General features: G+C 54.0%; 18 protein-coding genes. 11 read left to right on the top strand and 7 right to left on the bottom strand.

Features of this window, described 5'->3' with window-relative positions:
- The first annotated feature begins 2 nt into the window (after window positions 1-2).
- The 11 genes from CJD38_RS04815 (at window position 3) to CJD38_RS04765 (ending at window position 10,075) form a co-directional block, all read left to right on the top strand.
- Window positions 3-605: a riboflavin synthase gene (locus tag CJD38_RS04815; protein ID WP_107939193.1), complete on the top strand. Its 603-nt coding sequence runs from the start codon at window positions 3-5 to the stop codon at window positions 603-605.
- A complete protein-coding gene (gene ribBA / locus CJD38_RS04810) occupies window positions 602-1,738 on the top strand; it encodes a bifunctional 3,4-dihydroxy-2-butanone-4-phosphate synthase/GTP cyclohydrolase II (protein WP_107939192.1) in 1,137 nt (378 codons plus the stop codon). Before CJD38_RS04815 ends, ribBA begins: the two co-directional genes overlap by 4 nt.
- An 8-nt stretch (window positions 1,739-1,746) precedes the next feature.
- Window positions 1,747-2,229 (top strand): 6,7-dimethyl-8-ribityllumazine synthase, encoded by a 483-nt coding sequence (gene ribH, locus CJD38_RS04805; RefSeq protein WP_107939191.1) that lies wholly within the window; start codon window positions 1,747-1,749, stop codon window positions 2,227-2,229.
- Complete coding sequence (gene nusB, locus CJD38_RS04800) at window positions 2,226-2,672, top strand: transcription antitermination factor NusB (RefSeq protein ID WP_107939190.1); 447 nt, start codon at window positions 2,226-2,228, stop codon at window positions 2,670-2,672. Before ribH ends, nusB begins: the two co-directional genes overlap by 4 nt.
- Window positions 2,673-2,676: 4 nt before the next feature.
- On the top strand, window positions 2,677-3,624 hold the full coding sequence (gene thiL / locus CJD38_RS04795) for a thiamine-phosphate kinase (protein WP_107939189.1): 948 nt from the start codon (window positions 2,677-2,679) through the stop codon (window positions 3,622-3,624).
- Window positions 3,621-4,148 (top strand): phosphatidylglycerophosphatase A family protein, encoded by a 528-nt coding sequence (locus tag CJD38_RS04790; protein ID WP_107939188.1) that lies wholly within the window; start codon window positions 3,621-3,623, stop codon window positions 4,146-4,148. Before thiL ends, CJD38_RS04790 begins: the two co-directional genes overlap by 4 nt.
- A gap of 28 nt (window positions 4,149-4,176) precedes the next feature.
- Window positions 4,177-4,497: an EthD family reductase gene (locus tag CJD38_RS04785; RefSeq protein ID WP_107939187.1), complete on the top strand. Its 321-nt coding sequence runs from the start codon at window positions 4,177-4,179 to the stop codon at window positions 4,495-4,497.
- A gap of 174 nt (window positions 4,498-4,671) precedes the next feature.
- The gene (locus CJD38_RS04780; RefSeq protein WP_107939186.1) at window positions 4,672-6,489 is read left to right on the top strand and encodes an acyclic terpene utilization AtuA family protein; all 1,818 of its coding nucleotides are present in this window, start codon (window positions 4,672-4,674) and stop codon (window positions 6,487-6,489) included.
- A 122-nt stretch (window positions 6,490-6,611) separates the two neighbouring features.
- On the top strand, window positions 6,612-8,273 hold the full coding sequence (locus CJD38_RS04775; protein ID WP_107939185.1) for an electron transfer flavoprotein-ubiquinone oxidoreductase: 1,662 nt from the start codon (window positions 6,612-6,614) through the stop codon (window positions 8,271-8,273).
- Window positions 8,274-8,393: 120 nt separating this feature from the next.
- Window positions 8,394-9,140, top strand: a complete 747-nt coding sequence (locus CJD38_RS04770; protein WP_107939184.1) for an electron transfer flavoprotein subunit beta/FixA family protein — start codon at window positions 8,394-8,396, stop codon at window positions 9,138-9,140.
- Window positions 9,140-10,075, top strand: a complete 936-nt coding sequence (locus CJD38_RS04765; RefSeq protein ID WP_107939183.1) for an electron transfer flavoprotein subunit alpha/FixB family protein — start codon at window positions 9,140-9,142, stop codon at window positions 10,073-10,075. The genes CJD38_RS04770 and CJD38_RS04765 overlap by 1 nt, the downstream gene beginning before the upstream one ends.
- Before the next feature lie 71 nt (window positions 10,076-10,146).
- Here the strand turns inward: CJD38_RS04765 and CJD38_RS04760 are convergent, their stop codons facing one another.
- Genes CJD38_RS04760 through CJD38_RS04730 form a run of 7 tightly spaced genes read right to left on the bottom strand, consistent with a single transcriptional unit; the run spans window position 10,147 to window position 18,676 of the window.
- Entirely contained in the window at window positions 10,147-11,826 is a 1,680-nt protein-coding gene (locus CJD38_RS04760; protein WP_107939182.1) for a hypothetical protein, read from the bottom strand.
- Between the two features lie 56 nt (window positions 11,827-11,882).
- Window positions 11,883-13,610 (bottom strand): hypothetical protein, encoded by a 1,728-nt coding sequence (locus CJD38_RS04755; protein ID WP_146165927.1) that lies wholly within the window; start codon window positions 13,608-13,610, stop codon window positions 11,883-11,885.
- Window positions 13,611-13,658: 48 nt separating this feature from the next.
- Window positions 13,659-14,396 carry an SDR family oxidoreductase gene (locus CJD38_RS04750; protein ID WP_107939180.1) on the bottom strand — a complete coding sequence of 246 codons (738 nt, stop codon included), beginning with the start codon at window positions 14,394-14,396 and terminating at the stop codon, window positions 13,659-13,661.
- The gene (locus CJD38_RS04745; RefSeq protein ID WP_107939179.1) at window positions 14,393-15,706 is read right to left on the bottom strand and encodes an FAD-binding oxidoreductase; all 1,314 of its coding nucleotides are present in this window, start codon (window positions 15,704-15,706) and stop codon (window positions 14,393-14,395) included. The genes CJD38_RS04750 and CJD38_RS04745 overlap by 4 nt, the downstream gene beginning before the upstream one ends.
- Complete coding sequence (locus tag CJD38_RS04740) at window positions 15,703-16,116, bottom strand: GtrA family protein (RefSeq protein WP_107939178.1); 414 nt, start codon at window positions 16,114-16,116, stop codon at window positions 15,703-15,705. The genes CJD38_RS04745 and CJD38_RS04740 overlap by 4 nt, the downstream gene beginning before the upstream one ends.
- A gap of 3 nt (window positions 16,117-16,119) precedes the next feature.
- On the bottom strand, window positions 16,120-17,562 hold the full coding sequence (locus CJD38_RS04735; protein WP_107939177.1) for a UbiA family prenyltransferase: 1,443 nt from the start codon (window positions 17,560-17,562) through the stop codon (window positions 16,120-16,122).
- Complete coding sequence (locus CJD38_RS04730; protein WP_107939176.1) at window positions 17,549-18,676, bottom strand: acyltransferase family protein; 1,128 nt, start codon at window positions 18,674-18,676, stop codon at window positions 17,549-17,551. The genes CJD38_RS04735 and CJD38_RS04730 overlap by 14 nt, the downstream gene beginning before the upstream one ends.
- Between the last annotated feature and the right edge of the window lie 340 nt (window positions 18,677-19,016).

Here is a 19,016-nt window from a genome sequence, read left to right as displayed (position 1 = left end):
GAATGTTCACAGGCATTATCGAAAGCATGGGCAGCATCGCCGAGGCCAAGATCGTTGGTGGTGACAGCCGTATGTTGATCAAAGCGCCAGTCGGTTATCTCGACGGTGCGCAGCTGGGCGACAGCATTGCCGTTAATGGCGTGTGCCTGACCGCAGTGGAGTTTCGTGAAAGCGGCTTTGTGGCAGATCTGTCCGCAGAAACGCTGAACGGTACGACGGCGGCAACGTGGGTCGTCGGTCAGGTTGTGAACCTTGAACGCGCCCTCACGCCGAGCAAACCACTGGGCGGTCACATGGTCAGCGGTCATGTCGATGGCGTCGGCCATCTGCTTGAGAAGCGCGACGATGCCCGTAGCTGGCGTCTGGAATTTGAAGCACCCGCGCCATTGGCGCGGTATATCGCCCAAAAGGGCTCCATTTGCATCGACGGCATCAGCCTCACGGTCAATGAGGTGTCTGGTCGTCGTTTCGGGGTTAACATCATCCCCCATACGATGAGTCATACGGCGTTAGGGCAGTTGCAGGTCGGTGGCGCGGTCAACCTAGAAGTGGATTTGGTTGCGCGTTATCTCGAACGATTGCTGACGGCGAGGGAAGAACAATGAGCAACGTAGCATCCATCAATCCACCACGCGCCAGCGGGCTGGATCCGATTGAAGACATCATCGCCGACTTCAAAGCCGGCAAGATGGTCATCCTCATGGACGACGAAGGTCGCGAGAACGAAGGTGACCTGCTGATGGCCGCCAGTCTCGTGCGCCCGGAAGACATCAATTTTATGGCGCGTTACGGCCGTGGCTTGATTTGTCTCACGCTGATGCCTGATCGCTGCCGTCAGTTGCGCTTGCCGCAGATGGTTTCGCGCAATGAAGAAGTTCATAAGACCGCGTTCACTGTTTCGATTGAAGCAGCAGAAGGCGTGACGACGGGTATCTCTGCATTTGATCGCGCACACACAATTCGCACCGCAGTGAAGGCTGATGCGAAGCCAGAAGATTTGGTGCAGCCCGGCCATATCTTCCCGCTGATGGCACAGCCTGGCGGCGTCTTGACGCGCGCAGGTCACACCGAAGCTGGTTGCGATCTTGCACGTTTGTCTGGTCTTGAGCCTGCCTCAGTCATCGTTGAGATTCTTAACGAAGACGGCACGATGGCACGTCGTCCTGATCTCGAAAAATTTGCACGCGAGCATGGCGTCAAACTCGGCACGATTGCCGATCTGATCCGTTATCGCCTCGACAACGAACACACGATTGAGCGCGTCGCTGAAACTTCGGTGCACACCGAGTTCGGTGATTTCCGTTTGGTCACGTATCAGGATTCAATCGACAACACCGTGCACATGGCGATGGTGAAGGGCGAGATCAATGCCAATAAAGCTACGCTCGTGCGCGTGCATATTCGCAATATGTTGGCGGATGTTCTCGGCGTTCAACACGAAAACTTTGGCTGGCCGCTGCGCAATGCGATGAAGCGCATTGCTGATGAAGGCGAAGGCGTTCTTGTGTTGCTGCGCAAACCAGAAACGGCGCGTGAACTTGTGCAGCAGATTGTTTCGCTGAACAAAGCGTCGCACGACGAGCATCATGCAGATCCTGATCGCGTGCTGCGAACCTATGGTATCGGCGCACAAATTCTTTCCGACCTTGGCGTGCGCAAAATGCGCGTGCTCTCTGCGCCTCTGCGCATGCAGGCTATTTCGGGCTTTGGCCTTGAAGTAGTCGAATACGTTTCCTGAGTTAAAAAATGAAATCTGGATATGCGGCACCTGAGAAACCAGCATCTGGCGAATTTGCAGATGCACGCATCGCGATTGTTGCGACACGCTGGAACGTCGAAATCGTTGATGCGCTGTTGGATGGCAGCTATCGCTGCCTTGAAGACTGGGGCGTGCCGGAAGAATCCGTCGAAGAATTCTATGTGCCTGGTGCTTACGAGATTCCACTAGCGGTTTCGCTGCTGCTTGAAAGCGGTGACTACGATGGTGTGATCACACTTGGCGCAGTGATTCGTGGTGATACCCCGCATTTTGATTTTGTTGCTGGCGAATGCTCGCGTGGCTTGATGGATGCGCAGTTGCGTCACTCACTGCCGGTGGGCTTTGGCGTGCTGACCGTGAACACTGTGCAGCAGGCCATTGATCGCACCGGTGATGGTGACGACAACAAGGGCTACGAGGCTGCAGCTGCTGTTTTGGAAATGGTGCGCCTGACCCGGAGCCTCGCATGAGCGAAAATCTCGTCCAGAGCCGCCGCGGACTCGCGCGCCGCTTAACCGTTCAGGCGCTCTATCAGTGGCTCGTCAATGAGACCTTGCCAGAAGCGATGATCCGCCAGTTCAACGAACAGCCTGAAGGCTTGGGCCGTGCAGATGCGCCGTATTTCACTGAGCTGCTCAATGGTGTTGTCGCGCAAGCTCCCGATTTGACGATGCTGCTGGTGCCGCACTTGGATCGTCCACTCAATCAACTCGACCCGGTTGAACACGCCATTCTTTTGCTCTGTGCTTACGAACTTAAGCACAAGCCAGAAGTCCCTTGGAAAGTCGCCGTGAATGAAGCGGTTAACCTCGCCAAGATTTTTGGCGCAGAAGACGGCTTCAAGTTCGTCAACGGCGTACTCGATAAGCTCGCGCACGACGTGCGTGCAGCGGAAGTTGCATCGGGGTCATAAGACGATGGATGAGTTTTCACTCATCCAGAAATATTTCGCGCAGCTCACTGCGCCCGCAGGTGATGTCCTGCTGGGGATTGGTGACGACTGCGCGTTGTTACAGCCACCCGCTGGCGAAGTGCTTGCGGTGACAACCGACACACTCGTCAGTGGCCGTCACTTTCCCGTCGAAACCGCGCCATACGACATCGGCTGGAAATCTCTCGCTGTCAATCTTTCTGATCTTGCCGCCATGGGCGCACAAGCGCGTTGGTTCACCTTGGCGTTGACCTTGCCCGAAGCGAATCAAACATGGATACAGGAATTCGCGCGCGGCTTGTCTGATTTGGCTGCGCAATCCAAAGTCGCGCTGGTTGGCGGTGATACAGCGCGTGGCCCCTTGTCGATCACGATCACCGCGATGGGTACTGTGCCTGCGGGTGCTGCGCTGAAGCGCAACGGCGCGCAGATCGATGATGTGGTTTGCGTCACCGGGACATTAGGTGATGCTGCACTAGCGCTGCGCTTGCTCAGCGAATCTGATCTTTCAACAGACCTGCGTGCGCGACTGGATCGACCAACGCCACGTCTCGCTGCTGGCCTTGCTCTGCGTGATATTGCGCATGCGGCGATTGATCTGTCTGATGGTCTCGCTGGTGATCTGGCACATGTGTTGGATGCCAGTGGCGTGGGTGCAGAGATTTATAGCGCTCGACTACCTTCGTCGCTTGAATTCAAAAAGTATGTCGCGCCAACTGATGCTTTAGCGCTGCAATTGCAGGGCGGTGATGACTATGAGCTCTGTGTCTGTATCGCGCCTGAGAAATTTGATGAAGCGGCTGCACGTCTCGCGGTCTTTGATGTGTCGCTCACCTCGATTGGGCGTATCACTTCAGAAACTGGTTTACGTTTCCTCGATGCGAATGGCGTTACCATTCCCTTAGCGCCCAATGGATATCGTCACTTCCAATGACACAGAACAAACATGATGTCCCCAAAGCTCCTGCGCGTTTGATTCTGACGACGTGGGAACATTTTCTTGCGTACGGATTTGGCTCTGGCCTTGCGCCGACTGCGCCCGGCACGTTCGGCACACTCGTTGGTTTGCCGTTCTGGTTTCTGCTGCATTGGCTAACGCCAGAGCCAGCACTCTATATTGCCGCTTGCTTTGCGTTGTTCGTATTCGGCTGCTGGATCTGCGGCGAGAGTGCGCGCTTGCTGGGACTGCACGATGCGCCCGGCATTGTCTTCGACGAGATCGTCGGCTTTCTCATCACCTGTATCCCACTACTGTACTTGCCAGTGGGAATGGCCGAATGGCCTTGGCTGATTGCCGCGTTTGTTCTGTTCCGTTTCTTCGACATCATCAAGCCTTGGCCCATCCGCTGGCTTGATCGCAAAGTACACGGCGGCTTCGGCATCATGATTGATGATGTGCTTGCTGGTGTTTTTGCAGCGCTGTGCTTGTACGGCGCGTTGCATGTTCTGAACAAATAGTTGGGCATCCAAAAAAAGGAGACGAGACATGATCAAAGTAAGTGTGATGTACCCGAACAAACAAGGTGCTCGCTTCGACCACAACTATTACCGCGACACGCATATGCCGTTGGTCAAAAAGTTGATGGGCAACAGCTGCAAGTTCTACACGGTGGACAAAGGTCTTGCAGGCGGTGCTCCGGGCCAACCGGCCACTTACGTTGCGATGTGCCATCTCTACTGTGACTCGGTTGAATCTTTTCAGGCAGGTTTTGGACCGCATGTAAAAGAAATCATGGGCGATGTCCCTAACTACACTGACTTGGCGCCGATCATTCAGATCAGTGATGTCGTTGTTGGGCAGCCTTAAAAGCGCTGCATACGCTTAAAACACATCGTCATGTCCGCATGGGCGGCATGACGATCTATGTTGAGCATTGGCGTAATAAGTATTGTTCTGGAAAGCACGGCGCTAAAAGCGCACTCTTAAGTCTGAACCGCTGAATCTGACTCAACAGAAATCAGCAAGGCTTTGGAGTATGAAATGAGCAAGACAGTACGAATCGGCTGCGCCTCGGCGTTCTGGGGTGACACCAATACAGCCGCTACCCAATTAGTCGAGAAAGGTAAAATTGATTACCTCGTGTTCGACTATCTGGCCGAGATCACCATGTCGATCCTCGCAGCCAAGCGCATGCGAGATGTTAACGATGGTTACGCCACCGATTTCGTAGAGCACGTGATGGCGCCGTTGATGGCGACCATCAAGCAAAAAGGCATTCGTGTTGTTGCTAATGCTGGCGGTGTAAATCCACTCGCATGTAAAAAAGCCTTGGAAGAAGCCGCTGCAAAAGCGGGAGTGAACTTCCGTGTTGCCGTGGTGCTGGGCGATGATCTTCTACCACGCAAAAAAGAATTTGCGGACTGCACCGAATCTGGCGAAAACTTTTTAACGCCTGCCAGCGCAGGCAAGCCGATGCCGCCAACGTTGGTATCGATGAACGCATATCTCGGCGCGATTCCAATCGCCAAAGCACTCGATGCTGGTGCAGAGATCGTGATTACTGGTCGTTGCGTCGATAGCGCGGTGACGCTTGGCCCGCTGATGCACGAGTTTGGCTGGAGCGAAACCGATTACGGCAAGCTCGCTGCGGGCAGCATCGCAGGGCACATCATTGAATGTGGTGCGCAGTGCACGGGCGGCAACTTCACTGATTGGGAATTAATCAAAGACGGCTATGCCGATATGGGTTTTCCCATCATCGAGTGCGAAGCTGATGGCACATTCGTGGTGAGCAAGCCTGAAGGCACCGGCGGTTTGGTTTCCGTGCACACCGTGCTTGAGCAGATGCTTTATGAGATCGGCGATCCACGTGCTTATATTCTTCCCGATGTCGTCTGTGATTTCACGCAGGTAAAACTCACGCAGCTTGGAGAGAATCGGGTCAAATTCACAGGCTGCAAAGGTTTACCGCCCACCGCGTTCTACAAAACCAGTGCGACGTATCCCGCAGGCATGCGCTGTGCGTCGCTGTTCATGATTGGCGGCATTGATGCGGCGAAGAAGGGTCGAGCATCTGCCAATGCAGTGATTGAAAAAGTACGTCGCCAGTTGCTGGAACAAAAACTCGGCGACTTTACTGGCGTAGATATTCACTGCATTGGCGCAGAAGAAACTTACGGCTCGCATGCACGCGCGGGTGCACAAGCAACGCGCGAAGTCGTCGTGAAAATAGTCGCACAGCATCCAAGTCCAAAAGCGCTGAAATTATTTGCGCGTGAAATTGCGCAAGCAGCGACAGGCATGGCACCGGGCTTCACCGGCTACTTTGGCGGTGGTCGTCCCGAGGCGAACATGATTCCGAAGTTGTTCTCGACTTTGGTGCCGAAGGATCGCGTAAGCATTGAAGTGGTCGTGGGTGAGGAGCGATTCGCCGTCGCAGTCCCGGTGCAGGGTGGCTTCGTGCCGCCAGCAGTTGAGGCCGAGCAGATTCCAAAAGTGGAGGGCGCAACGACGGTGCCGTTGATCAAGCTGGCCTTGGCCCGCTCCGGTGACAAGGGTGACCACGCCAACATCGGCGTCATCGCGCGCAAACCGGAATATCTGCCGTTCATTGAAGCAGCGCTGACCACCAAAGTCGTGAGCCAGTACTTTGCCCATGTGTTGGCGGGTGGTGAAAACGGCAAGGTCGAGCGCTGGCATCTGCCGGGCACGGACAGCCTTAATTTTCTGCTCTATAACGCTTTGGGGGCAGGCGGCGCGGCCTCTTTGCGGACCGATCCACAGGGCAAGGCTTTTGGCCAGATGCTGCTGGATTTTCCGATTCCGGTCTCGCTTTCGATCAGTCAGGGCCTGAACTAGCCATTTTTTGGGGTTTACCGGCCTAATTCGTGCATAAACCATACGCTTAGGGCGAGAGTTTATGACTCATTCCGGTTAGAATTCGCGCCCTGTCCCTATTCAATACACTGGCCAGCAGAACGATGACCGTTGAACGCGATGTAATGGAATATGACGTCCTTGTGGTTGGCGGCGGCCCTGCGGGCCTGTCGGCAGCTATTCGCCTGAAGCAGAAAGCGGCGGAAGAAGGCAAAGAAATCAACGTTTGCTTGGTTGAGAAGGGCTCCGAGATCGGCGCTCACATTCTCTCCGGCGCAGTCTTTGAGCCACGTGCGCTCAATGAGCTGATCCCTGACTGGAAGGCGCAAGGCGCGCCGTTGAACACTCCAGTGAAGGGCGACGATGTTTACTTCTACTTGAGCCCTGAAAAGGCGTTCAAGATGCCCGGCTTGTTTGTGCCGAAGCCGATGCACAACGAAGGCAATTACATCATCTCGCTGGGCAATCTGTGCCGCTGGCTCGGTCAGCAGGCTGAAGCGCTCGGCGTTGAAATTTATCCTGGTTTTGCTGCTCAGCATCCGATCATCGAAGACGGCGTCGTCAAGGGCGTCACCATCGGCGATATGGGCATCAACCACAAGGGCGAGCACAAGTCGGACTACGCGCCGGGCATGGAACTGCGTGCCAAGTACACGCTGTTCGGCGAAGGCTGCCGCGGTCACCTCGGCAAGCAGCTCAATGCGCTGTATCAGCTCGACAAAGACGCTGATCCGCAGCACTACGCCATCGGCATCAAAGAAATCTGGACGATCGACCCTGCCAAGCATCAGGCCGGTCTCGTGGTTCACGGCGCTGGTTGGCCGCTGAATCTGTTGGGCACCGACAGCCTCGGCGGTTCGTTCCTGTATCACCTCGAAAACAACACGGTCGTTGTTGGCCTGATCGTTGATCTGTCGTACAGCAATCCGTATCTGTCGCCGTTTGATGAGTTCCAGCGCTTCAAGCATCACCCAGTGATGAAGCAGTATCTGGAAGGCGGCACCCGCGTTGGTTACGGCGCGCGCGCCATCTGCAAAGGCGGCTTTAACTCGCTGCCTAAGATGGTGTTCCCAGGCGGCGCACTGATTGGTTGCGATCTGGGCACGATGAACTTCGCCAAGATCAAGGGCAGCCACACTGCGATGAAGAGCGGCATGCTCGCTGCAGATGCAGCGGCAGAAGCGATCTTCTCCGGTTCAGAAGGCGGCGACGAACTGACGGGCTACGTCAGCAAGTTCAAAGCAAGCTGGCTTTACGAAGAGCTTTATCAGAGCCGTAACTTCGGCGTGTTCCTCCATAAGTTTGGCTCGCTCATCGGCGGCGCTATTAACTGGGTGGAACAGAATATTTTCGGCGGCAAGTTCCCGTTCACGGCTCACGATCTGAAGTTTGATCACAAGTCTCTGAAGCTGGCGAAGGACTCGCAGAAAATCGAATACACCAAGCCAGACGGCAAAATCAGCTTCGACAAACTGTCGTCGGTGTTCTTGTCCAGCACCAACCACGAAGAAGACCAGCCGGTTCATCTTCAGTTGAAGGACGCTAGCATTCCGCTTGCACAGAACCTGCCGATGTACGACGAGCCTGCGCAGCGTTACTGCCCAGCTGGCGTGTACGAAATCATCGGTGAAGGCGAAGCCAAGAAATTCCAGATCAACGCCCAGAACTGCGTGCACTGCAAGACCTGCGACATCAAGGATCCTGCGCAGAACATCAACTGGGTGGCACCGGAAGGCGGCGGCGGTCCTAACTACGCAAACATGTAATTTGGTCTGTAGGAGCGCCTCTTAGGCGCGATGGCCTTATCGCCAATCGCGCCTAAGAGGCGCTCCTACAAAGTTGTATCGTGTGAAATTCTAAATTTGTTTTTGAACTGAGAGAAGCGAATGAAAGTTCTAGTCAGCGTGAAGCGAGTGGTGGACTACAACGTCCGTATTCAGATCAAGCCAGATGGTTCAGGCGTTGTGACGGATGGCGTTAAGCACTCCATGAATCCTTTTGATGAAATCGCGATGGAAGAAGCGGTTCGTCTGAAAGAAAAAGGCAAAGTTACCGAAATCATTGCGGTGACATTGGGCGGCGCAAAGGGCGAAGAAACGCTGCGCACCGCGCTGGCTTTCGGCGCTGATCGCGCGATCCACGTGAAGGAAGAAGGCGAGATTCAACCGCTGACCGCCGCACGTGCACTGGCTGCCATCTTCAAGAAAGAAGGCGCACAGATTCTGTTCACCGGTAAGCAGGCGATCGATGACGACGCCAACCAGACCGCACAGATGACCGCTGCTCTGCTCGACCTGCCACAGGCAACGTTTGCTTCGAAGGTTGAACTCGACGGCACCAAGGCTCAAGTCACGCGCGAAATCGACGCTGGCTTGGAAACGCTGGAAGTTGATCTTCCTGCCGTCATCAGCGCTGACTTGCGCTTGAACGAGCCACGTTATCTGAAGCTGCCGGACATCATGAAGGCCAAGAAGAAGACCATCGAAGCCGTGAGCTTCGCTGATCTCGGCGTTGAAGCTGCTGCCAGCCTCAAGACCATCAAGACCACGCCGCCTCCTACGCGCTCGAAGGGCGTGATGGTGAAGACGGTAGATGAACTCGTAAGCGCACTGAAAGCAAAGGGGCTTGTGTAATGAGCAAAATTCTAATTATTGCTGAGCACGCTGATGGCAAGCTCAATGCTGGCCTGTCCAAAGTTTTGGCTGCCGCGCAGAAGATCGGCGGCGAAATCGACGTAGCCGTTCTGGCTACCGACGGCGCTTCCGTTGCCGCTGAAGCCGCAACGCTTGCTGGCGTGACCCGCGTGCTGCAGATCGACAACGCAAACAACGCGCACCCGATTGCAGTTGTGCTGGCACCGCAGATTGTTGAACTGGCAGGCCGTGGCTACAGCCACATCCTGTTCCCAGGCACCACCACCGGTAAGGACGTCGCTCCTCGCGTTGCCGCCAAGCTCGGCGTGCCGCAGGTTTCCGACGTGATGGCTGTTCACTCAGCAACCAGCTTTGATCGCCCGATCTACGCAGGCAACGCAATCCTGACGGTGGAAGCACCGGCTGGCGTTGTTGTCGCCACGGTTCGTCTGGCTTCGTTCACCGCAGTTGCCGCTGGCAACAGCGCTGCTGTTGAGAAGGTCAGCGTTTCAGCTGCTGCTCCGGCTGGCACGCGCTTCGTGTCGATCCAGGCTGCTAAAGCTGATCGTCCGGACCTGCAGTCTGCAGCCCGCGTTGTTTCCGGTGGCCGTGCACTCGGTAGCTCGGAAAACTTCTCGATCATCTACAAGCTGGCCGACAAGATCGGCGCCGGCGTTGGCGCATCGCGCGCTGCCGTCGACTCCGGCTATGTGCCGAACGACATGCAGGTCGGTCAGACCGGCAAGATCATCGCTCCTGAACTGTATTTCGCCATTGGTATCTCCGGCGCGATCCAGCACTTGGCCGGTATCAAAGATGCACGCACGATTGTTGCGATCAACAAAGATCCAGAAGCTCCGATCTTTGAAGTTGCTGACATCGGTCTGGTAGGCGACCTGTTCACGGTTGTGCCGGAACTTGAAGGCAAGCTGTAAAGAAATCGCGGTACTAAAAAAGCCGCCTGCAATTGCAGGCGGCTTTTTTTATGTGCGTGATTGAACTGCGCTCAAGTAGGATTTGCAGACGTGCTCCAATCGCAGCGATACACCAATCGCCAAGTCTTCCAAGGCATCGGATTCGGCAAGCAGTGCTGACGGAACGCGACGTTGTTCCAAAGATAATACGGATACACCCAATTGCCTTGAGTATGTTTGAGCTGATCTTCCGTAGGGGCGGCGCCTTCAAAGACGGCGATTACATATTCAGGATGTAGTTGCCCGATGCTGTAGTCGTAGTCGAATTTGTTATGTCCGGGAACAGTGCCACCGTGCGCCGCAGGCATGCGCGCAATATGCGCATCCATTTTTCCAAGCACATCAATCCCGCGTGTTTGCGGTGCAAAGTAAAACGCCGAGCCTGCATAGCCATCAGCGACTGAGGCCTGCGGAGCGTGCTGGTTCAATGCCAGACCAAGCCCGATATTGCCGATATCGCGACGCTGGCCATCCATCAATCCACCAAGCACACCCAGTGGACGCGCCCACAGAACAATGACGACAACAGAAATGACTGCCACAAGATATTTCTGCTTGAACAAAATCTGGACGCTGGTGAGACCGGCTGCAATCAGCAGTGGAATGACGGTGGCATAAATACGAAAGATGCCAAGAATGTCGCCGCCGACATAAGCGCCGTAAGCGAGTTGCGCTCCGCTAATGAGCACAGTGGCGCGTAAGGCTGGCGTTAGCAGACTGCGATCACGCAGCACTGTCACGACGATAAGTAGATAGACCCAACCATAGTCGCGTAGAAAATCGATGGCGTATCGAACGCCGGTTTTCCAGCGGCCAGACCATCCGGTTGTTTTCAGATAGTAGGTATTGGGCAGCCAATCGCCGTAGTAAGCGTGGCGCGCGAGCATCGCTGCAATCGAAGGAATGACAGCGAGTGCAAGAGCGGCAATAACCTTGAAGCGTTTCGGATGTTCGTAAATCACCCACAAACCAGTCGCGGCGCTGAGGACTGCGGCGTCCATGCGAATGAGCGGAATGATGCCGAGGCAGAGATAGCCCCAAGGGCGCACTGCGCCAGTCTTGATGTCGTCAAGCAGCGCCAGCACTGCGAATAGCAGTACTGTTGCGATGATGCCTTGTTCAAAGGCAAGGATTCCGCAGGCAATCACGCCGGCGTTCACAATCATCGCAAGCAGAACCAAATGTTGCGTGCTTGCATTAGCGCCCAGCTCGCGCGCCCAGCGCTGGCTTAGCGGCATGCTGATTAACACAGCTGCGGTGCTGAAGATCATCACGGGTAAGGACGTGAGACGATCAGGCAGTGGCAGCCAATGCACCGCAGACATGATCAGTGTCCACAGGGGATTGGTGAATCCTTCAAGCCGCTCACCGGGATTCCAAACCCAACCTAATCCGTCGACGAGATTTCGTGCGTAACGCATCGAAATCATCATGTCGTCTTGCAGAAAGAAATAGCGTTCGCCATTGATGATCGCGGATCTGAATTCCCAGATCATCAACCCCCAGAAAACAATGAGCGTCAGTGCATAGGGCCATAGCTTGACCCGATCATCGGCGCTCGCCTGCGGTGCTAGTGCGATGACAAAGCCGAATAGAACAATGGCTCCCGTCAGCAGTTTGGCGTTAGCAAAAACGTCCACATAGCCCAGCGCACTAACTTCCATCGCAAGACAAAGCAGCACAGCCGCGGCCCACCACAGTGGACGAGACACGCGACTCAAAAATAATGGGGCTGTGCTAATGGACATGCTGTGTGATTAGGCCGAGATCAAGAAGGATTTGCAGGCGCTACAGTTGGATTGCTCCAGTCGCAGCGAAACACAGTGCGCCAGGTATTCCAAGGCATCGGATGCGGCAAGCAATGTTCTCTGAACGCCGTGTTGAACCACTGGTAACGAGGGAAATTCCAGTTGCCGTCTACTTTGCGTAGCGTCTCTTCATCAGGTGACGCGCCTTCATACAAGGCAACCACGTAGTCTGGATGCAAGGTGCCGATGCTGTAATCAAAATCAAATTTGTTGTGGCCTGGCGTCGTGCCTTTGTGAGGAACAGCCATGTGCGAAACGTGAGCATCCGTTTTGCCCAGCACGTCGATGCCTCGGACGCGATATGCAAAATAGAACAGATTGCCTGCATAACCGTCAGCGACGAGTGCAGTCGGTGCTTCTTGATTTAACTTGAGGGCCAACGCGATGTTGTTGGTGTCTTGGCGCCGAACTTCGCTTAACCCAGGCATGATGTACGAACTACGCGCCAGCAACGCGGCTGCGACGATCGCAATCGTTGCAGTGACAAGCTTGTTATTGAACAAGGTCTGGCTAGCGGTGAAGCCAGCAGCCAGCAGCAATACAACCACTGCGGCAAACACACGATGCACGCCGAGAACGTCGCCACCGATGTAAGCGCCATAAGCAAGTTGTGCGCCGCTGATGATGATGACGGCACGCCATGCTGGATTTAATCGAATGCCGCCGCGCAACCAAGCGAGTGCGATCAGCACAAAGGCCCAGCCATAGCCGCGTAAAAAGCCGATGGTGTAATGCACGCCGGTTTTCCAGCGATCAGGCCAGCCCGACATTTTTAGATAGTAGGTATTCGGCAGCCAATCGCCGTAGTAAGCGTGTCGAGCGAGTGTGGCGACAATGGATGGAACAACGGCCAGCGCCAAGTAAGAAATAACCTTGAGACGTTTGGGATGTTCGTAGATGACCCACAAACCGGTGGCGACGCTGAGAATGGCAGCGTCCATGCGGAACAGTGGGATGAGTCCAAGGCAGATAAAACCCCAAGGGCGCACTGCACCGGAATGGATGTCCTCTAGCAGATACAGCAGCGACGCCATAAATATCGTGACGATCAGCGTCTGCTCAAAGGCCACAACAACGTTGGTGGTGAGCACTGCATTCACCATCATGGCCATCATGACCAAAGCTTGAGTTGCAGCGTTAGCGCCTAATGCTTTTGCCCAGCGTTGTGCCAGCGGCAAACAGATCACGCCACCAATGACACTGACGGCCATGATCGGAACAGAGGCCAATCGATCTGGCAGCGAAAGCAGATGGGTGCCTGCCATCAACAGCGTCCACAGCAGGTTGGTGAATACTTCCAGGTATTCGCCGGGGTTCCAGACCAGCCCCAGTCCGTCAGCAAAATTTCGTGCAGCACGCATCGAAATCATCATGTCGTCGGCGAGGAAAAAATAACGCTCGCCGTTGATGTCTGCTGAACGAAAGCCCCAGATCAACAGACTCCAAAATACGGTCAACACCAACATGAAGGGCAGCGCGCGAGCCGTCTTGTCGTCACCGTTTGTGTATGACGTCCATGCAGTGATTGCGCCAAAGAATACGATCGCAGCCATCAATAATTGCGAGCTGTGATCAGCTGCAGGAACGGTGCAATTCCATCCAGCTACGCAGAGTAGCGCCGCAGCGATCCACCATAGCTTGGCGGAAACACGTTGGGTAGGAGAGGGCAAGGTGATATTGGAAGACATTCTGTAATCTCGAAACGTAATGAGTTCAAGCCGATCGCAGTGATCGGATCACAATTTCAAACGTACGAATATGGGTCGAGGGATTGAGCGAATAATCAGCATGATCAGGGCCCAGAACGACGGCGTGTAGATAATAGCCGCGCGGCGATCTAGTGCGCGAACAATCAATTTCGCAATCAAGTCAGGCTTGGCCCACAGCGGGCCTTTCTTGAAAGCGGCAGTCATCGGTGTATCGACAAAGCCGGGCTTGATTAAAAGCACATTCACATTGTGCGAATAGAGTCGCGCGCGTAGGCCTTCGCAGAAAGTCGCAACGGCAGCCTTGGCGGTTCCGTACACATAGTTGGATGGACGTCCGCGATCACCAGCGACAGATCCAATAACGGCTAACTGACCTGACTTCTGTGCTTGCATGCGATTAGCGAGCACGGTGAGCAAGGACATAACGCTAATCGCGTTTGAGTTCAGTTCTTTCAGTGCGAGTGAAAAATCTTTTTCGCAGTCGCTTTGATTGCTCAGCGTTCCATGCGCGATCAGTGCGATATCAAGACCGCCAAGATGATCGGTGGCCTGTTGAATCGCTGATTCATGCTTTGCAAAATCGTTGGCATCCAGTTCAAGCGTGTTTGCCTGAGCAGCGCCTCGAATTTTGAGATCGTCAGCAATGCGGCTTAGCTGTTGAGTGTCGCGACCTGCGAGTACGAGAGCGTCTCCACGTGCTGCAAAGACACGAGCAGTGGCTTCAGCAATCGCAGAAGTGGCGCCAATAATTAATATGCGTTTCATAAGAGTCCCAGTCGCAATGACTGTGCAGAAGCAAAGCGACCATGCGCGCCATAGCGTGCGCGAGTAGCTTCAAATTTTTCCCAATTGGGATAAGCGCGACGAAAGCTTTGTGCTTTCAAGCGAGCGTCTTTGGTGAGGTAAACACGGCCGCCAACATCAAGAACCATTTCGTCTAATCGATCCAGCAATTCAAGAACGCCGTCGTCGAAGCGAAAATCCAATGCCAGTGTCCAGCCTTCGCCGGGGAATGACAGATCGTTGTTATTGCCGGGCCCAAAGGTTTTCAGCACGGCCAAGAAAGAGCCTTTACCACTGGCTGCAATCGCCTCAATGATCTTTCTCATCGAGTTGGCACCCGATGTTTTAGGAATCATGAACTGATACTGCACAAAGCCTTTGCGGCCATACATGCGGTTCCAGTCGTTCAGGCTATCGAGCGGATAAAAATAAGGGCGATAAGACATGCGCTGCGCTGCCATCGTTTTAGGTGAGCGATGGTAGTAGAGCGTGTTGAAGGCGCTGATGGTTGTGTGGTTCAGCAGTTCGCCGGGAAATAGTTTGGGAATCGTCAAGCCCGCATCACCTGCAACTTGCAGCGGGCCATCCTCTGCATGTTCGCCAAGCATCAGGATTGAACGCCCTAGATGTGCGCCACCTTTAAGACAATCAATCCAAGCGACAGAATACGGCGAGTCTACGTGTTCATCGAAAAGCGCGATCAGCTGTTCAAGATTTTCTGCACGGATCGAGCGGCACAAAATGTCGCTTGATTTGATTGGCCGCAGTCTCAACTTGGCTGTCAAAATCAAACCCGTAAGTCCCATGCCGCCGCACGTCGCGCGAAACAAATCCGGACGCTGATCAGCAGAACATTCTAGAACTTCGTTAGTGCCCGTCAGGATTCGAAACGATTCGATGTACTGGCTAAAGCTGCCATCTAGATGATGGTTTTTCCCATGAACGTCGCTAGCAATCGCCCCGCCAACCGTGACGAACTGCGTGCCGGGTGTTACCGGTAGAAACCATCCTTTGGGGATGAACACATTCAGGATGTCGCGCAGTGAAGTGCCAGCTTCGCACTCCAGTAAACCGGATTCTTGATTGAAATTGATCAATCGATTCTGCAGTGAAAAGTCGATGACATGATCGCCAAGCGAGCTATCACCATAGCTGCGACCTAAACCGCGTGGAGTCAGCACCTGTTGTTTGCTTTGCGCGTTTTCAAGTAGCTGTAGCGCCGATGCTTCACGCTGAACTTGCGTTACTTGCGCGTCAACGATCGGATAACGACCCCAGCCATGCAGGTTCATTTCGCGGCTGCCTGCTGAAACACGTATCGCTTGTCGAGTTGGTACTTCAAGACATAGCCGATGGCGAGTCCGAGTGCGCCGCCAAGATAGCGCATCTTGTCATCGCTGAAGATCAGGTGAAACGCATATTCAACAGACCAGAATATTGCCGTGGTTATGAGTCCCATGCCGGTGTACAGCGCAAACAGAATTCCATCATGCGCAAGATTTTTGGTTTCTACTTTGAAGATGTAACGCTTATCCAGAATGTATTTCAGTAATAGCCCGGCGGCTGTCCCGATAATCATGGAGACGGGAACTGCGTAGAGTCCCGTGTAGCAAGCGATGCTGAGCATCTGGCTGCCTAGATTGACGACAGTCGCGGCCAACGCAAAAACCAAATACGTTGAAACCAGCGTTGCGTTTTTCACTGCTTAGCGTGCCATCGCAAAGGCAAGCATGAACAACGCGCCGCAAATCAAACTAACGCGATCTTTGAATGCGAAGACCATCGGGTCATCGTGCATTTGTCCGCGATGAGCCAGCATCCAACTGCGACTCACCCAATACAGCAGGATAGGGCAGGCGCCCCAGATCCATTGCGGTGAACGATAGAGCGTGAGCGAAACGGGATCCTGAATATAGAGCGCAAGAACCAGCACGGAGAGATAGCCTGCTGCTGCGCCCAGCGACGCGACCATTTGCAAATCATCTGGCCGATAACCACGCCCCAGCATTGTGCTGACGCCGCGTTGGCGCGCGTCTAGCAATTCGGTGTAACGCTTGATCAACGCGATGCTCATGAAAATGAACATCGAAAAACTGAGCAGCCAGAACGAGAGCGGAACACCAATTGCAAAAGCGCCTGCAATGATTCTGAGCGTATAAAGCCCGGCAAGTGTCACGACATCAAGTAGCAGTACTCGCTTTAGTTTGAAGGTGTAAGCCAGCGTAAGACCGTAGTAACACAGCAAGGCCAAGGCAAAGTGTTCAGACAAGGACGTTAAGGTGATTGCCACCGCGATCAATAACGGGATGGGCACTGCGAACCAACCATGCAATATCGAAAGATCGCCGCTGGCAAAAGGACGATTGCGTTTGCTGCGATGCTGTCGGTCGTCTTGCGAATCGATGAGATCGTTCAAGAGATAGACGCTGGATGCGCAAAGACCAAACGCGATGAACGCTAATAAGCTTTGCGATATCAGATCAATTTCACTGAAGCGATGCGCGGCGGCCAGTGGAATGAAGACCAGTAAATTCTTCAACCATTGATGCAAGCGTAATGCACGTGCCCACAGTGCAAACGTATTCGGTTTTACGTCTTCAAAGATGTGCTCAACAGTCGCGATCTTTGCGGCTTTCTCGGCGAGACCTTTTGGCGGCGAAACGATGATTGCGTTTTGCGCGCTTTTCCAGACCTTGAGATCGATGTGATCGTTGCCAACATAATCAAAGCCACGTTCCCCGTAACGGCTGACCAAGGCTTCGCGTTTGGCTTCTCCGCTGAGGTTGATCGTGCCATTGGTGGCGAGCACTTCGTCGAAGATTCCCAAGTGCTCAGAGATCGCTGTGGCCAAGCGGTGATCAGATGCCGTTGCCAATACGAGACGGCGGCCTTTTGCTTTTTCAGCGCGCAGCCAATCCAAAACATCCTGACGATAGGGCAGCGTGGTGACATCAAGCTGAGTGTTTTCAACGAGCGTGGATTTTAGTTGCGCACGTCCGCTACGAAGCATCCCTGGCAGCAAAAATGCTCGCAATGGATTCGAAGCTAAATACCGCGTTGCTGATTCCCAAAGTAGATCGGTTTTGATCAGAGAACCGTCTAGATCAACAGCCAGTACTAAGGAAGATTTGCTGTTAGGAGTAGGCATCCGCAACTTTTTCTGTGGTCCGCTTGCTAGGAGTAAATCGCTTACGCATATAGCTGCGACCCGGTTTCTCGACGTAACGGTAAGTCAGCACGGACACCCCGATTACCGCAGCTTCGATAGCAAGCAGCATAAGTACCGGCGGCCAGGAAAGGAAGGCCTCGAACATATCGGGTGCCAGCGCTTTTGCTAGGACCAACTGGTACAGGATGACGATGTGCATCATGTAGATCGAATACGACATTTCCCCCAGCTCGACCAGTGGCTTCCACGCCATGGCCTTGGCGATTGGGGTTTCCTCATAGGTCAGGCTGAGAATCAGCAGAATCCATAGCGGAATGTAGAACACTGGGGTGATGTTGATGGCATATGAAGCGATCACCGCAGCGATGACGCCGCCTTGCAGTAGCGTCGGCGGAATAAAGGCCAAGCGCCGGAGTATCGCCGCGCGGTACTGATACAAGGCGCAGCCGATGGTGAACGAGCAAAATGCACGTATGACGCCGTAATCGTGGGTGACGTCAAAGCTATAGCAAATGATTTGGATCCAGATCAGTCCGGCAACGGAGGCGAGGAGGAGCAAAGCGAGCGGCAGCTTGCGTTGGACGAGTTGATAGCGGATGAAGACAGGGAATATCAGATAGCACGCAAATTCCGCGCTGATGCTCCAAGCAGAAATATTCCAAGAGTTGATGCTCTGGACGCCCCAAGCTTGGATCAGCAACAGATTGGTGATGATGTACTTGGGATTGGTCGGCCCTTGGAAGATGCGATCGTCAGGGCCCGCGCCTAGATGAAAAGCGGCCCATCGGATGCCTTCGATGCCGATAAGAAGTAGTAGTACAAAAACATGCAGCGGATAAATTCGCGCCATGCGGTGGACGAAAAACTTGTAGAGGCTGCCTTCTTTTGCAAGCAGGCTCTTGCCATAGACGTGCATCAAAATGAAGCCGCTAAGGATAAAGAAGTAGTCGGGCCACATTACGAAGTCTTCGTACAGCCAACTTCTAGGCCATGCTGGAATAGTCCAATACCAAGCGTGGAGCTGAACGACGCAAATGGCGCCAATGCCTCTCATCGATGTGAGTGCGGCAAAATCCTGTTTCGCGGCTGACATTCCTTCCCTGGCGCACTTGGCTATTGAATTAATTGGCGCTAGTTGAAGAGGGCCTCTGAAGGGCGTCCTGCTTCTATGATCTTGCGTCGTTTGCCTATGCTTGCATGGCCTGCTTCAACTATCAATTGGCGCAAGGAAGACAGAGAAAATTCGTACAAATAGCTAGGCAATTTATTGAAGAGGCATGTGGGGGATCGGGGTGAGCACCGCCAGTGTGATCACCTCTGGAAAGCCTCATAAATGGAAGTGAAAACCCGAAGAGATTTTAGTAGTTGTGCACTGCTCGTAGTGGATCATGCATTAACGACCAACGCCAAAAATTACGGGATAATCAAGTCTC

Source organism: Stenotrophobium rhamnosiphilum, from assembly GCF_003052265.1.
Lineage (GTDB): Bacteria > Pseudomonadota > Gammaproteobacteria > Nevskiales > Nevskiaceae > Stenotrophobium > Stenotrophobium rhamnosiphilum.
This window is presented reverse-complemented; position numbering and strand designations above follow the sequence as displayed.